14 protein-coding genes are annotated in these 14921 nt (G+C 72.1%); 7 read left to right on the forward strand and 7 right to left on the reverse strand.

Going from position 1 to position 14921, the window contains the following annotated elements:
* Nucleotides 1-57: 57 nt before the first annotated feature.
* The 3 genes from QDS12_RS17935 to QDS12_RS17945 are packed head-to-tail and all read left to right on the forward strand — an operon-like array spanning nt 58 to nt 2695.
* Nucleotides 58-630 carry a hypothetical protein gene (locus tag QDS12_RS17935; protein WP_279881481.1) on the forward strand — a complete coding sequence of 191 codons (573 nt, stop codon included), beginning with the start codon at nt 58-60 and terminating at the stop codon, nt 628-630.
* Nucleotides 627-1313: a response regulator transcription factor gene (locus QDS12_RS17940; protein ID WP_279881483.1), complete on the forward strand. Its 687-nt coding sequence runs from the start codon at nt 627-629 to the stop codon at nt 1311-1313. The genes QDS12_RS17935 and QDS12_RS17940 overlap by 4 nt, the downstream gene beginning before the upstream one ends.
* A complete protein-coding gene (locus tag QDS12_RS17945) occupies nt 1310-2695 on the forward strand; it encodes a HAMP domain-containing sensor histidine kinase (protein ID WP_279881485.1) in 1386 nt (461 codons plus the stop codon). Before QDS12_RS17940 ends, QDS12_RS17945 begins: the two co-directional genes overlap by 4 nt.
* Here the strand turns inward: QDS12_RS17945 and QDS12_RS17950 are convergent.
* On the reverse strand, nt 2675-4723 hold the full coding sequence (locus QDS12_RS17950; protein WP_279881486.1) for a spermidine synthase: 2049 nt from the start codon (nt 4721-4723) through the stop codon (nt 2675-2677). The two genes, QDS12_RS17945 and QDS12_RS17950, sit on opposite strands and share 21 nt — an antisense overlap.
* Before the next feature lie 276 nt (nt 4724-4999).
* Here QDS12_RS17950 and QDS12_RS17955 point away from each other — a divergent pair, with 276 nt between their 5' ends.
* From QDS12_RS17955 to QDS12_RS17965, 3 genes are read left to right on the forward strand one after another with little or no spacing between them, the layout of a single operon-like run.
* Entirely contained in the window at nt 5000-5962 is a 963-nt protein-coding gene (locus tag QDS12_RS17955) for an ABC transporter ATP-binding protein (RefSeq protein ID WP_279881488.1), read from the forward strand.
* Nucleotides 5959-6828 carry an ABC transporter permease gene (locus QDS12_RS17960; RefSeq protein ID WP_279881490.1) on the forward strand — a complete coding sequence of 290 codons (870 nt, stop codon included), beginning with the start codon at nt 5959-5961 and terminating at the stop codon, nt 6826-6828. Before QDS12_RS17955 ends, QDS12_RS17960 begins: the two co-directional genes overlap by 4 nt.
* 2 nt (nt 6829-6830) lie before the next feature.
* A complete protein-coding gene (locus QDS12_RS17965) occupies nt 6831-7613 on the forward strand; it encodes a hypothetical protein (RefSeq protein ID WP_279881492.1) in 783 nt (260 codons plus the stop codon).
* Nucleotides 7614-7675: 62 nt separating this feature from the next.
* Here the strand turns inward: QDS12_RS17965 and QDS12_RS17970 are convergent, their stop codons facing one another.
* The 4 genes from QDS12_RS17970 to selD all read right to left on the reverse strand — a co-directional run bounded on the left by QDS12_RS17970 (nt 7676) and on the right by selD (nt 12458).
* Nucleotides 7676-9589 (reverse strand): KUP/HAK/KT family potassium transporter, encoded by a 1914-nt coding sequence (locus QDS12_RS17970; RefSeq protein WP_279881494.1) that lies wholly within the window; start codon nt 9587-9589, stop codon nt 7676-7678.
* A 31-nt stretch (nt 9590-9620) separates the two neighbouring features.
* The gene (locus QDS12_RS17975) at nt 9621-11105 is read right to left on the reverse strand and encodes an MFS transporter (RefSeq protein ID WP_279881496.1); all 1485 of its coding nucleotides are present in this window, start codon (nt 11103-11105) and stop codon (nt 9621-9623) included.
* Between the two features lies 1 nt (nt 11106).
* Nucleotides 11107-11391, reverse strand: coding sequence for a hypothetical protein (locus QDS12_RS17980; protein ID WP_279881498.1), 285 nt, complete (start codon nt 11389-11391; stop codon nt 11107-11109).
* A gap of 65 nt (nt 11392-11456) precedes the next feature.
* Nucleotides 11457-12458, reverse strand: coding sequence for a selenide, water dikinase SelD (gene selD / locus QDS12_RS17985; RefSeq protein ID WP_279881500.1), 1002 nt, complete (start codon nt 12456-12458; stop codon nt 11457-11459).
* Between the two features lie 40 nt (nt 12459-12498).
* Between selD and QDS12_RS17990 the strand changes: the two genes are divergently transcribed.
* On the forward strand, nt 12499-13107 hold the full coding sequence (locus QDS12_RS17990) for an NAD(P)H-dependent oxidoreductase (RefSeq protein WP_279881503.1): 609 nt from the start codon (nt 12499-12501) through the stop codon (nt 13105-13107).
* Here the strand turns inward: QDS12_RS17990 and nrfD are convergent.
* Nucleotides 13092-14033 carry an NrfD/PsrC family molybdoenzyme membrane anchor subunit gene (nrfD, locus tag QDS12_RS17995; RefSeq protein WP_279881506.1) on the reverse strand — a complete coding sequence of 314 codons (942 nt, stop codon included), beginning with the start codon at nt 14031-14033 and terminating at the stop codon, nt 13092-13094. The genes QDS12_RS17990 and nrfD overlap by 16 nt on opposite strands.
* On the reverse strand, nt 14030-14920 hold the full coding sequence (locus QDS12_RS18000; protein WP_279881509.1) for a 4Fe-4S dicluster domain-containing protein: 891 nt from the start codon (nt 14918-14920) through the stop codon (nt 14030-14032). The genes nrfD and QDS12_RS18000 overlap by 4 nt, the downstream gene beginning before the upstream one ends.
* Between the last annotated feature and the right edge of the window lies 1 nt (nt 14921).

Genomic DNA, 14921 nt, shown 5'->3' on the forward strand with positions numbered 1-14921 from the left:
CCCGTGGGCTACCGGCAGTGTGGTCTGATCGACCGTCCCGAGAGGAGACTGGACGTCGTGGGCAAGAAGAAGTCGTTGAAGAAGGCCGACCGTGCACTCGAGCGCCTCGCGGCCAAGCTGGAGAAGGCCGAGTCGAAGGCCCGACGCTGGAAGGCCGAGGCGAAGCGGCTGGAGGCCGAAGCCGAGAAGAGCACCCGCCAGCTGAAGAAGCTGCGCAGGCGCCTCGGGGCCGCTCGCTCGGCAGCCGCCCCCGTCGGAGCCATCGCCGAGGCGCCGGCCCCGACCCCGATCGCCGCCCCGCGGCCCGCGCCGGCGTCGGGGCGTACGTCGGGGCCCCCGTCGGGGTCCTCGCTCGGGTCCGCCGATCCGATCCCTGTCGCGGTGGTCGGCGACATCGCGGTGCTCACCGGCATCGAGCAGGCCCCGGCCGCCGAGCTCGGCACCATCGAGCAGGCGCTCGGCGAGGCCGCCGAGGACACGGGCGCGCACCGGGCCGCGGCGCCCTCCGGCGGCGACCGGCCCGACGCGAGCTGGACGGTGACCGCGCTCCGGGTCGCCGCCCGCGAGCAGGGCGTCTCCGGGTACTCCCGCCGCACCAAGGCGGAGCTGATCCGGCTGCTGAGCGAGTGAGCGGCGCACCGAGCGTCCTCGTCGCCGAGGACGACGTCAGGCTCGCGGCCCTGCTCGAGCAGGCGCTGGACGAGGCCGGCTGGAGGGTGGAGGTCGTCCACGACGGCCGGTCGGCGTACGCCTCGGCGCTGGACGGCTCCTACGACGCCCTGCTCCTGGACTGGATGCTGCCCGGCCTCGAGGGTGTGACCGTGTGCCGGAAGCTGCGCGACGTGGGGCTGACGACGCCGGTGCTCATGCTCACCGCCCGCGGCGACGTGAGGGACCGGATCAGCGGTCTCGACGCCGGTGCCGACGACTACCTGCCCAAGCCGTTCGACATCGACGAGCTGCTCGCCCGGCTACGGGCACTGCACCGCCGCTCGTCCTACGACGAGACCGACGTCGTCCAGGTCGGCGAGCTGGTCGTCGACGGCGGGGCCCGACGCGTCACGCGCGCCGGCACCGAGATCGACCTGTCGACCCGCGAGTTCGACATCCTCTTCCTGCTGGCCTCCAACGCGGGCAGGGTCGTGTCGCGGTTCACGATCCTCGACGAGGTCTGGGACGGCGAGACCGACCTGCGCAGCAACGTCATCGACGTCCACCTCGCGACGATCCGCGCCAAGATCGACAAGCCGTTCGGCACGAACACCATCACCACCGTGCGCGGCGCCGGCTACCGCATGGAGACCGACGCATGACCGACCGGCTCCGCCGGCTCCCCCTTCGCAGGCGCCTCGTCGCGGGCTTCCTCGTCGCGATGCTGGTGCTGCTGACCGCGGCGGGCGCGTTCGTCTACTGGCGCGTGCAGTACGCCCTCGACCGGGGCCTGGACAACGACCTCGAGAACGCCACGGACGCGATCGCCCCGCTCGTCGCCGGCGGCGGCGAGGTGAACTCGCCCGCGGCCGATGCGACCGGCGCGGGCTGGCAGGTCCTCTCCCCCGTCGGTGAGGTGCTGGCCGCCGGCGGGCCGGCTCCCGACCGGCAGCTGCTGAGCGAACGACGGCTGCCGACCAGCGGCCACCGCACCTACGACGTCGGCAGTCTCCTCCCGACCGACCACGCGACCTACCGCGTCCGCGTGACGCGGCTCGCCGACGGCCGCCTCCTGCTCGTCGCCGTGCGCCGCGACCGGCGCGACGAGGCGCTGCGCGAGCTGGTGGCCCAGCTCGCACTGGCGGGGATCGCCTCGCTGGCGGTGGCGGCCGTCGTCGGTGACCTGCTCGCCCGCGGAGCGCTGCGCCCGGTCGAGCGTTACCGCAGCCGGGCCGCGGAGATCGCCGCCGGCGCGGGTGACCTGCGACTCGACGTCCCCGAGTCGCGCGACGACGAGGTCACCCGCCTCGGCCACACCCTCAACGAGATGCTCGGCGCGCTGGAGGAGTCGATGTCGCGCGAGCGGCGGTTCGTCAACGACGCCAGTCACGAGCTGCGTACGCCGCTCACGCTCCTGCGTTCGCGCATCCAGCTGGCCCGGCGGCGGGCCCGGAGCGTGGACGAGCACGAACGCGTCCTCGACGAGCTCGCCGTCGACGTCGCCCGCCTCGGGGAGCTCGCCGAGCAGCTCCTGGAGCTCGGGACGCCGACGGTGGCCGGCTCGAGCGACGCGACGGCCGTGGCGGCCGGCGTCGTCCGGCGGGACCTGGAGGCGCACCCCGAGCGCGACCTGTCCGTCACGTCCGACGGGCCGGCGCCGGTCGGTCTCTCGGAGCGGGCGGTCGAGCGCATCGTCACCAACCTCGTCGACAACGCCTTCACCCACGGCACCCCGCCGGTCCGCGTCGACGTGCGCACGGCCGGCTCCCACGTCGTCCTCGCGGTCGCCGACGCCGGCCCCGGCATGTCCCCTGCGCTGCTCGCCTCGGCGCCGAGCCGCTTCATGCGCTCCGACGAGGCCCGCAGCCGGCCGGGCTCCGGGCTCGGGCTCAGCCTCGTCGAGGAGCTCGTCACCGGCGCCGGCGGCCAGCTCCGGCTCTGCCACGACGGCCACCACACGACCCACGGTGCGGCCGTGCCCGTCGAGTGCGAGCACGGACCCGAGATGACGGTCTCGGTGCTCCTACCGCGCCGTGAGCACTGACGGCGCCACCGCCTTCGGCTTGAGCAGGAACGCCGCGAGGTAGAGCAGCCCGACGACGACCAGCAGGTTGCGGTAGCCGGTGAGCAGGGCGCCGTACTCCAGGCAGCCGCCGATCATCGCGCCGATCAGGTTGACGGCGAACGCCGACTGGGAGTCCGCCGACTCCGCGAAGCGCTTGGCGAAGGCGATGTTGGCCAGGTAGATCGGCAGGAACGCGAGCACGGTGGCGAGGATCAACCGCGGCCAGAACGGGAAGCCGAGCAGCCACTCGGGCTTGACGACGTAGGCGATCGCCAACGCCACCGCGATGAGCGCGTAGACGACCGGGAGCGGCGGCGTTCTCAGATGGCGGGTCGTCTCGACCGCCGCGAGGACGACCAGCAGCACGCCGCCGAACACCAGCGCGTTGACGAGCCAGGTCGTCCCGAAGAGCAGCGCGAACGTGGCGATGTTCTTCGTCTCGAGCAGGAGGAACGCCGCGCCCATGAAGAACAGGTCGGCGTAGGGCCGCATCGAGCGGAACGGGCCGCCGAGCAGCCGCACCGCGATCAGCGAGACCACGATGATCCCGCCCAGCGCCCAGATGTAGAGCATCGGGATCATGCCGCCGCGGTAGTAGAGGAACGGCCGGTCGTCACGCGCCGGCGTCACGTAGGAAGCGGCCAGCTCGTGGTTGTCCGACCCGCACCGCTGGTTGGCGGCGTTCCGCGCCGCGCTGATGACGCCGGTGGCACCCCCGAAGAGGTCGATGCACGGCGCATGGCCGAACGCCTCCTTGGCCGTGCCGCCGAGCCGGTCGATCAGCCACGGCTGGCGGTAGTAGTTGTACATCGAGAACACGCCGTCGTCGCTCAGGTGGTCGCGGGCCAGGGTGAGCGCCTCCTTGGTGAAGAGGAACGACTCCAGTCGGATCTGCGAGCCGCCGCTGACCAGGGACAGCGAGTCCGGCAGGGCGAACAGGATCAGGTCGTACTTCTGGTCGGTCCCCTCCAGGAACGCGCGCCCGTCGTTGATGTGCCGGGTGACGCGCGGGTCCTGGTAGGCCCGGTCCGGGTTCCCCTGGACGCCGATCTGCACGATGCGCGGATCGATGTCCACGGCGTCGACGTGCTGGGCGCCCTTCGAGAGCGCGATCGCGACGTCGCTGCCCGAGCCCGCGCCGACGACCAGGACGTTGCGCAGCGGCGCGTCGCCGCGGCGTGCGTACGGCGCCCCGTAGATCTGCGAGGCGCGCGTCAGCTTCCAGCGCGCCGACGACATCGACTGGTGCGGCACGCCGTTGACGGAGATGTAGGTGCGCGTCCCGTACTGGTCGTTGTGCACCTTCTGCGTCGTGATCTTGTAGTACGGCGACCACGAGACGTTGGGCGCGGTCGACTCGATGACCAGCGCGGCGATCATCACGACGCCCGCCAGGGCCGCGAGGATCCGCGCCTTGCCGTCGATCAGCACGACGAAGGCCACCGCGACGATGGTCCCCCACACGTACGACGGCGCCCACGCGAACGAGAGCACCGCGAAGAGCGTGATCCCGATGAGCGAGCCGACCAGGTCCCAGCGGTAGGCGTTCAGCGAGTGCAGCCGGCCGAAGCAGCGCCCGACGGCCTCGCCGGGTCCGGCCAGGACCGCCGCGCTCAGCAGGAAGACGATCGGCAGGACCAGCCACGCCGGCGGGCCGGTGGTGTGGAGCGAGGTGAAGAAGATGACGTCGGCGTTGCTGCGGTCGACCGAGACCGGCACGAGCCGCACCACCACGACGAGGGTGGCGAGCAGCACGGGCGTCCACGGCAGCACCGACCAGCTGCGCCGCGATATCAGGAACCCGACCCCGACCCCGAGGAATGAGCCGAGCAGCACGAAGTTCGTGAAGTAGGACAGATGCACGATGTTGGCGCCGAGCCACCGGATCAGCGCCAGCTCGAGGAAGAGCATGAGCGCGCTGCCCAGGACCAGACGGGGAACCGTGCGGTCGACGCGCTCGGGCCAGAAGGTCGCACGCGCGGACGGAGTGGCGGTGTTGAGGCCCATGGCATACCCCTGCGGCCGGTTGCCGGCAGTCTCGGCCACTACTCGGAGTAGTTGCCCGCAGTCACCGGGACCATGCGGGTCGGACGGGTTCCGTCCCGCGATCGCACACTAGACGCCGGACTCGGAACCTGTCACCGCTGCTGGGAGCCGGCGTCGTCTGGAACCTTCGTGACGAGCGGTCCCACCGCTCCCGCGGGCGATCGGCCTGACCGCGACCCGCCGTCGGCACCTCGCACTTCACGTCGCCTTCATCAACGGCTCCCTACGGTCCCCGCCATGACTGAAGCACTAGCCGTCGACGCCCAGGGAGTGACCAAGACCTACGGGTCGCTCCGCGCCGTCGACGACATCACCATCCGGGTCGCCCCGGGCGAGGTGTACGGCGTGCTCGGGCCGAACGGCGCGGGGAAGACGACCTTCCTGCGCATGCTCTTCGGCCTGATCCGACCCGACTCCGGCACGATCCGGATCTTCGGGAACACCTGGCAGGACGCCGGAGTCGGCGCCCTGGCCGGTGTCGCCGGTTTCATCGAGAGCCCGCGGTTCTATCCCTACCTGACCGGCCGCCAGAACCTCGAGGGCCTCGCCCTCCTCGACGGCGGCACCACCCCCGGGCGCATCGACGAGGTCCTGGCGATGGTCGACCTCAGCGATCGCGCCGACCGGAAGGTGGGCGGCTACTCCTACGGCATGAAGCAGCGCCTCGGCGTCGCCGCCAGCCTGCTCCGCGACCCGCGGCTGCTCGTCCTCGACGAGCCCGCCAACGGCCTCGACCCGGCCGGCATCCGCGACATGCGGGCGCTGGTGAAGCGGCTCGCCGCGAGCGGTCTGACCGTGCTCCTGAGCTCCCACCACATGGACGAGGTCGAGGAGATCTGCGACAACGTCACGATCATGCGGCGCGGCTCGGTCGCCTTCCACGGCACCATCGCCGAGCTCCGCGCGATGGCTCCGGACCCGGGACACGCGCTCCGCACCAGCAACGACACGGCCGCCGTCCGGCTCGCGGAGAACCACGGGGTGCGCGTCGAGATCGACGACGCGGAGGGCGGGCTCACCGTCACCGGCCCGCAGCAGGCCGTCTCGGCGTACGTCGCGGCGCTGGTCGCGGCCGGCATCGAGCTGCGCGCCCTGACCCCGACCCAGACCCCGCTGGAGGCCCTGTTCTTCATGCTCACCGACGACGAGACCGGGCGGATGGAGCCCCAGGACCTCGACGAGATGGAGGCTGCCGGATGACCGCCACGATCGAGACGTTCGCCGGCCGGCGCCCGCACGTCCAGCCGCGCCGCGTCGGCACTGGCGCGGTGCTCCGCTGGGAGCTGCGCAAGCTGGCGCACCAGTGGCGCGCGAAGGCGGTGCTACTGGCCGCCCTCGTCGGGCCGATCCCCGTGGTGTTCGTGATCCACGGCCAGTCGCGTCCGCCGAAGGACTCGCTGTTCGGCCGGTTCGCGACCGAGAACGGCTTCGCCCTCGCGTTGCTGATCCTCGGGTTCGCGGCCCAGTGGGCGCTCCCGCTCCTCACCTCGATCGTCGCGGGCGACATCTTCGCCAGCGAGGACCAGCACGGCACCTGGAAGACGGTGCTGACCCGCTCGACCAGCCGCGGCCGCATCTTCTGGGCCAAGACCCTCACCGCCGCACTGTTCGCCGTCGTCACCCTGGCGGTCCTCGCCGCATCGACGATCGCGAGCAGCGTGCTCATCGTGGGCCGGCAGCCGCTCACCGGGCTCTCCGGCCAGCAGATCGCGCCCAGCCACGCGCTGGCGCTCGTCACGGCGTCGTGGGCGTCGATGCTGCCCGGCATGCTCGCCTTCACCTGCCTGGCCATCCTGATCTCGGTCTGGTCGCGCAACCCGGCCGCCGGCATCGCCGCACCCGCCGTCATCGGCATGGTGATGCAGCTCGTCGGCGCCCTCGGCGGCGTCGAGCCGATCCGGCCGTTCCTGCTCAGCACCGGATTCGAGGCCTGGCACGGGCTCCTCACGGCGCCCCGCTTCACCCAACCGATCCTCGAGGGCGCCGTGACGAGCGCCGGCTGGTGCGTGGTCACCCTCGCGATCGCCTACCTGACCCTCCGCCGACGCGACATCACGGGAGGCTGAACATGCGTCGTACTCTCATCTCCGTCTTCCTCGCGATCGTCGCGGTGGTGGCCGTCGGGGCGGCGGCGTTCGCCCTCGACAGCGGCCCCAGCTCCATCACCAAGGCTCGGATCGAGCGCTCGCTGCCGGCGACCTTCGCGAACCTCTACGTGCAGCGTGCCGCGCTGCAGGGCCGCACCGGCCTCACCCCGGCCTCGTTGCACGCGAAGACCATGTGCGACAAGGGCGGCGCCGCCTCCCCCGACGTCGGTGCGGGCAGCGACTGGAACTGCCTGATGAGCTGGACCGATCCTGAGGTCCCGATGCCGCCCGAGGGCTACGGCAAGTTCGAGCTGCAGGTCCACAGCAACGGCTGCTACACCGCCGGCGCCCCGAGCAAGCTGGTCGGCTTCCAGACGATCACCGACAAGAAGGGGCGCACGGTCAACAACCCGGCCTACGAGTTCGACGGCTGCTTCGACCCGCAGGGCGACAACACCCCGACCGGCGTCGTGTTCCCGTCGCTGCTCACGGTCACGAGCACCACGGTCCAGCCCACCGCCGACCACAAGGCGGCGGTGCAGATCAGCTGCGGCACCGGCCACGGCGGATGCACCGGCACGGTGAGCGCCACCGCCGGCGACGTGCCGCTCGGCTCGACGACGTACGCCGTCAAGGAGGAGCAGACGGCGACGCTGACGCTGCCGACGGCCCTCCCGGCGGGCGCCACGGACGTGACGTTCACGTTCACGTCCAAGACCGGCGTGGTGCCGCCGAAGCCCTCGACGATCCCGCTCCAGGGCTGAGCACACGTCCGTACGCCGGGCTCGTCGACGTCACCCGCGACGAGCCCGGCGTACGGCTGCGCTCACACCTCGACGTGGGAGCCCATGATGACGGTGCGGTCCCGGGGCAGCGAGAAGTGGTCGGCGGCGTCGGCCGTGATGTGCGCGGTCGCGAGGAACAGCCGCTTGCGCCACCTGCGCATGTCCTTGCTCCTGCCGGCCACCAGCTCGATCTTGGACAGGAAGTACGTCGCCGTGTCGAGGTCGATCTTCCCTTCCGTCTGCTTCGAGGTGAGCGCCGCCAGTGACGCGGGGACGTCCGGCGACTCGGTGTAGCCGAATCGCAGCGTCACGTGAGTGATCCCGTCTCGCGGATCCCCGAGCCCGTTGACCTCCGCCCGCTTCTTCGGCGCGACCCGCGGGATCGACTCCGTGACGACCTCGACGACGAGCACGTGCTGGTGGCGCACGTGGTTGTGCTCCACGTTGGCGCGGAAGGCCAGGGGGGTCTCGATCCCTCGGTTGAGGAAGATCGCCGTGCCCTCGACGACGGCGGCGCGCTCGGACCCGTCCGCCAGCTCGCTGACGAAGTCGGTGAGCGTGCCCTCCATGGCCTGTCGTCGGGCGGTGACCAGCTCCCGCCCGCGCTGCCAGGTCGTCATGATCAGGAAGGCGCTCAGCGCGATCACGATCGGCAGCCAGGCGCCGTGGACGAGCTTGGTCATGTTGGCTGCGAAGAAGAGCAGGTCGAGCGCGAGCAGCACCGCGATGATCGCGAAGAGCAGGACCTTCGGCATCCGCCACGTGCGGTAGGCGATGTAGCCGAACAGGATCGTGACGATCGTGATCGTGCCGGTGACCGCCATGCCGTACGCGTAGGCGAGCGCCGCCGATGAGCGGAACGCGAAGACCAGCGTCAGCACCGCGGCCAGCAGCAGCCAGTTCATGAACGGCACGTAGACCTGGCCGTGGGTCTCGCGGGAGGTGTGCAGGATCCGCAGTCGCGGCAGGTAGCCGAGCTGACCGGCCTGGGAGGCGACCGAGAACGCGCCCGTGATGACCGACTGGGCGGCGATCACCGTCGCCGCGGTCGCCAGCAGGACCAGCAGGATCCGGGCCCAGTCCGGGGCGAGCAGGAAGAACGGCGCCGACAGGTTCGAGGTGTCGTGCAGGATCAGCGCGCCCTGCCCGAAGTAGTTGAGCGTGCAGGCGGGATAGACCAGGAACAGCCATGCGACCGAGATCGGCTTGCGACCGAAGTGCCCCATGTCGGCGTAGAGCGCCTCGGCGCCGGTCACCGACAGCACGACCGCGGCCAGCGCGAAGAAGGCCAGGTGGAAGTGGCCGAGCAGGAAGCCGACGGCGTAGGTCGGCGAGAGCGCGCGCAGGATGCCCGGCTCGCGCGCGATGCCCCACAGGCCGAGGCCCCCGATCGTCGTGAACCAGAGGATCATCACCGGCCCGAACGCGCGTCCGACGGCGGTGGTGCCGAAGCGCTGCACCAGGAACAGCGCGACGATGATCACCGCGGTGATCGGGACGACCAGCTCGGCGAGGCCGGCATCGACCGTCTTGAGACCCTCGACCGCCGAGAGCACCGAGATGGCCGGCGTGATCATGCTGTCGCCCAGGAACAGCGACGCACCGAAGATGCCCAGGGCGGCGAGGACCACCAGCAGCCGGGTCTTCGACCGCGTCGCCCACTGCCGGATCAGCGTGATCAGGGCCATGATCCCGCCCTCGCCGTGGTTGTCGACGCGCAGGACGAGTCCGACGTAGGTGACCGTGATGACCAGCGTCACCGACCAGAAGATGAGCGACAGGACGCCGTAGAGGTTGTCGGTGCTGACCGGCACCGGGTGCGGGTCGTCGGGGTTGAACACCGTCTGCAGGGTGTAGATCGGGCTGGTGCCGATGTCCCCGAACACCACCCCCAGCGCGCCGACCACGGCGGCGAGCCTGACGACGTCTTTCGTGCGAGTTTCGGAGCTGGTCACGGGCTTGACCCTAGGGGGTGCGCCGAGGGCGTCATCGGGTACGCCGCCGCCGGAGCCGCTCGGGCACGAGCGGCTCCGCCTCCTCGTCCTCGACGTGGGGGCGGAGGTGGGTGACGGTGGCCGGCGAGGGCAGCCCCTTGTCACCCTCCAGCCAGGCCTCGATGTCGGGGGCGCGCAGCCGGGCGCCGGAGAGCGCCGGCACGGCGATCGCCGCGACCAGCGCGGCCGCGGCCACCCCGGCCATCGCGAGCATGCCGACCCGCGCGGCGTCCACCGGAGCGGACGAGCGCAGCACGAGGGCGAGGACCACCGGCGCGACGGCGTACGTCGCCATGGAGCGCAGCAGCTGGACCAGCGCGAAGCCGCGGCCCAGCTGGTCGGAGCGCAGGCCGAAGCCGGTGAGGAACAGTCCGGGCGAGACCGTCGCGGCGGCACCGAAGCCCAGCAGCAGGCACGCCGCCCACGTCGTGGCGCCGGTCGCCAGCACGCAGCCGAGAGCGAGCGCGGCCAGGCCCACGTCGATGAGCACGGGCACGAACCTGGTGCGGAACAGAGCCCAGAACACCGCCGCGCCGACCAGCGCACCGATCGGCATCGGCCAGAAGGTCGCGGCCGCGTCGGCGGGCGAGGTGTGCTCGATCTGCGTGAGCCGGGCCTGCAGCAGGTCGGTCGCCGTGACGACCACCGCGCCACCGACCATCGCGACGAGGATGCCCGTGACGGGCAGCTGGGTGGTGAGGGAGGACAGCGGGATGAGCGGGTCGGGACGCCGCATCTCCCACACGATGAGGGCGACGAACGCCAGCAGGGCGACGGCGGCCGGCCCGAGCACCTGCCAGGCGAGGAGGCCGTGTCCGGTCACCAGGGACGCGGCGACGAAGCCCGCGCCGACCGACAGCACCACCAGCGCCAGTGCCGGCACGTCCGCGCGAGCGTCGGGCTCGGCCGGCTCCCAGAGGTCGTAGCCGAGCGCCGCGACGAGCAGGCCGACCAATGCCAGCGCTGTCGCCCCGGCGAACAGCCACCGCCAGCCGTTCCCGCCGGCGGCCAGGCCGCCGAGGATGGGCCCGAGCGTGCTGGCACCGAAGATGCCGACGTTGACGATCCCGGCGCTGACCGCGACGCGACCGGCCCCGAACCGGGTGATCAGCGGAGGCAACGAGCTGATCAGCATCGCGCCCGCCGAGAGTCCCTGCAGCACCAGGGCCGGGAACAGGAGGGCGATGCTCGGAGCGAGCGTCGCCGTCAGCGAGGCCAGCGCGAACACGGTCTCCGCGACGAGGAAGATGCGGCGCTGCACCAGCTTGAGCGCGAGCTGGGCGGCCACCACCGCGCCGATGGCGTAGCCGGCGCTGCCGAGCCCGGTCGCCAGGCCGATCGTCGACGTGCCGGCGCCGAGCCCGTCCGCGAGCGACTGGCGGACCGGCAGCAGCGCGGTCGAGAGCACCACGTTCGGGCCGAGACCGAGCAGGGCGATCCCGACCGCGAACGGGTAGCGGCCACGCAGCCGCGTCACCTCAGACCGGGTTGCTGGGCGCGTCCGGCAGGTCGTTGGCCGAGACGCTGTGCGGCCCGTTGTCGTGGTGCATCCGCTCGGACACCTTCTCCGTGACGGCGTCCTTCGCCGCCGTGGCCTGGTCGTAGGCGACGTGCGCGGCCTGCTGCCGCTTCTCGGCCACGCGCGGGTCCTGCCACAGCCGCTGCGCGCTGTCCCGGATCTGCTCGTAGCGTTCGCGTCCCGCACGGGTGCCGAGCACGTAGCCCACACCGACTCCGGCGAGCACCGCCAGCTTGCCCTTCATGCTTCCTCCCGGTGGTCGTCGTTTTCGTGACGTCCCGGTTCCCCGCGGAGGCCGCAACCATGAGGTCAGCGGACGAGCAAGGCCGCTTCCCCGCGCGGGACGAGCTCGCCGATCACCGGGTATCCGGGCACCTCGCCGGCGACCAGCAGCCCGCCGGAGGTCTGCGCGTCGGCGAGCAGCAACAGCTCGTCGTCGGACACGGAGGAGGCGACGTAGGGCCGCACCCAGTCGAGGTTGCGGCGGCTGCCGCCGGGCACGAAGCCCTCGGCGTACGACGACCGAGCGGCCTCGAGGTAGGGCACCGCCGCGGCGTCGACCACCGCCGACACCCCGCTGGCGCGGGCGAGCTTGTAGAGGTGCCCGAGCAACCCGAAGCCGGTGACGTCGGTCGCGCAGACCGCGCCCGCGGCGAGCGCCGCCCGGGAGGCGTCGCGGTTGAGCGTGGTCATGGTCTCGATCGCCTCGGGGAACACCTCCCCCGTCGCCTTGTGCCGGTTGTTGAGGACGCCCAGGCCGAGCGGCTTGGTCAGCGTCAGCGGCACCCCGGCGACGCCGGCGTCGTTGCGCAGCAGCCGGGCCGGGTCAGCGGTGCCGGTGACGGCCAGGCCGTACTTCGGCTCCGGGTCGTCGATGCTGTGCCCGCCGGCCAGGTGGCAGGCGGCAGCGGCGGCGATGTCAGCGCCCCCGCGGAGCACCTCGGCGGCGAGCTCGAAGGGGATCCGGTCGCGCGGCCAGGAGAGCAGGTTGACCGCGACCAGCGGGTCGCCGCCCATGGCGTAGACGTCGCTCAGCGCGTTGGCCGCGGCGATCCGACCCCAGTCGTAGGGGTCGTCGACGACGGGCGTGAAGAAGTCGGTGGTCAGCACCACCGCGCGACCTCCGTCGATCCGGACCACGGCCGCGTCGTCACCGTTGTCGGCACCGACGACCAGGTCGCCGGACGGCGCCGGTGTGAGACCGGACAGCACCCGTTCGAGCTCGCCGGGCGGCACCTTGCAGGCGCAGCCGCCACCCGCGGCGTACTGGGTGAGCCTCAACGGCACAGGCGACGGCGGCGCGGTGGTCACGACGTCAGCATGCCACCGGCTCCCAGGGGCACCAGGACCCATGACCGATCTCCGCGCCCTCGTCCTCGTCTGCACGCTCAAGCCGTCGCCGGCCGACTCGAGCTCGTCCCTGCTGGGCACGCAGGTGCTCCGCGAGCTGGAGCAGCACGGTGTCACCGGCGAGGTGGTCAGGGTCGTCGACCACCAGGTTAGGTTCGGGGTGAGCACCGACGAGGGCGACGGCGACGAGTGGCCGCAGCTACGGGAGAAGATGCTCGCCAGCGACATCCTGGTCATCGCCGCGCCGATCTGGCTGGGCCAGCCGTCGTCGGTCTGCAAGATGGTGCTCGAACGGCTCGACGCGGAGCTCTCCGAGACCGACGACGAGGGCCGGATGCTCACCTACGGCAAGGTCGCGGCCATCGCCGTCGTCGGCAACGAGGACGGCGCTCACCACGTCGCCGCCGAGTGCCAGCAGGCGCTCAACGAGGTCGGTTTCAGCCTGCCGGCCAGCGGCGTCACCTACTGGGTCGGCGAGGCGCTCGGCAGCACCGACTACCAGGACGTGACGCCGGCGCCCGAGCAGACGACGTCGATGACGAAGACCGTGGCCGCCAACACGGCGCACCTCGCGCGCGTGCTGAAGGAGTCGGGCTACCCCGCCGTGTGAGCCGCCGCCCCGCCGGTCTGCTTGCGGGCGAGCCGCTCCTTCTGCGGCACGACGACGTACTTCGGGTCCCGCGCGGACTCCAGCCCGGCCTCGAAGACCCCGAATCGGGTGGCCAGCGAGGCTGTCAGGTACGTCGCCCCGGCGAGGGCCGACAGGACCCGTGACCGGCCCCCGACCACCGTGGCGGCCGCGGCGGCCGCCGTGGCGAAGCGGGCGACCTTCATCAGCTTCCCCGGCCGACCCTGGTCGTAGGGCTCGGCGACGAGACCCTTCTTCAGGATGCCCTCGGCGGCGAGGATCTCGACCGCGGCGCCGCCGAGCGCCATCCGCCGCGCCGGACCGGCCTGGTCGGTCGGGACCAGCATCATCGCCAGCCCGCCGGCGGCCTGCGCCCCGGAGCCGGCGAAGACGAACGGCAGCTCCCGGTGCGCCTCGTGCCAGGCGGGCACCGCGGTGTTGGCGACCAGCGCCGCCGTGTAGGTGGCCAGGGGCGGACCCAACGCCGCGGCGCCCGCACCGGCGAGCCGGCCGAGCCGCGGCAGCACGCCGGTGACCTGCGAGGCGGCCGCCGCACCGGCGAGAGCGCCGAACGGCGCCAGGATGAACGACCCGACCGACAACGGCGAGGTCGGCTTGATCACGCGCAGCATGTTGAGGAACCGCTCGGGGCGACCGAGGTCGTGCACGAGCGCGACCGTGCCCCCTGCCGCACCGCCGGCGGCCGCCAGCCGCGCGACCTTCTCCAGTGCCGGCCGGCCGGTGAGCGCCGCACCCTCCGCGAGCACGGCCGAGGCGCCGGCGAGGCCGCCGAGGAACAGGTAGAGCGGGACGTCGGGGGTCTTCCACGTGGGCTGCTTGAGGATCGGCCGGCCGTAGTAGGACTCGAACTCCGGCTCCGGCACCATGGCCCGCTCTCGGAAGCTCATCGCCGCCTCCCCAGGAACGACGCGACGCCGACCGCGACGAGCGCACCCGCCGCTGCGCCGACGTGCTTCCAGATCGAGCCGATGTCCCTCGTCGTGACGACCGGGTCGGGCGGCAGCCCGTAGACCTCGGGCTCGTCGAGCAGGAGGAAGAAGGCGCCGTCCCCGCCGACGCCGTCCTCGGGGTCGCGGCCGTAGAGCCGCGCGACGTCGACGCCCTTCTCGTGCAGCTCCGCCAGCCGCCGGTCGGCACGCTCGTGCAGCTCGTCGAGGTCCCCGAACTGGATCGACTCCGTCGGGCACGCCTGGGCGCATGCCGGGGTCTGGTCGTCCTTGAGCCGGTCGTAGCAGAGGGTGCACTTGAACGCGCGGCCGTCCTCCTTGCGCAGGTCGATGACGCCGTACGGGCAGGCCGGCACGCAGTAGCCGCAGCCGTTGCACACGTCGGGCTGCACCACGACCGTCCCGAACTCGGTGCGGAACAGCGCTCCGGTCGGGCAGACGTCGAGGCACGCGGCGTGGGTGCAGTGCTTGCAGACGTCCGAGGACATCAGCCAGCGCACGCCCGCATCACCCGAGACCGCACCCTGGTCCTCCGAGCCGATCGTGGGCATCCCCAGGTCGACCGGCGCCGGGACGTCGATCGGCTTCTCCACGAACGCCACGTGCCGCCACGTGCTCGCGCCGAGCTGCTGGCTGTTGTCGTAGGACATGCCGGTGAGCAGGAAGCCGTCGTCGGGGACCTGGTTCCACTCCTTGCACGCCACCTCGCAGGCTTTGCAGCCGATGCAGACGGAGGTGTCGGTGAAGAAGCCCTTCCGCTTGGGGTGGTCGGCATAGCCGGCATCCGCGGCCGGGTCGTCCAGCCGCCCCCACAGACTCGACTCCACG

Origin of the sequence: Nocardioides sp. CER19, assembly GCF_029846275.1 — a bacterium.
Taxonomy (GTDB): domain Bacteria; phylum Actinomycetota; class Actinomycetes; order Propionibacteriales; family Nocardioidaceae; genus Nocardioides.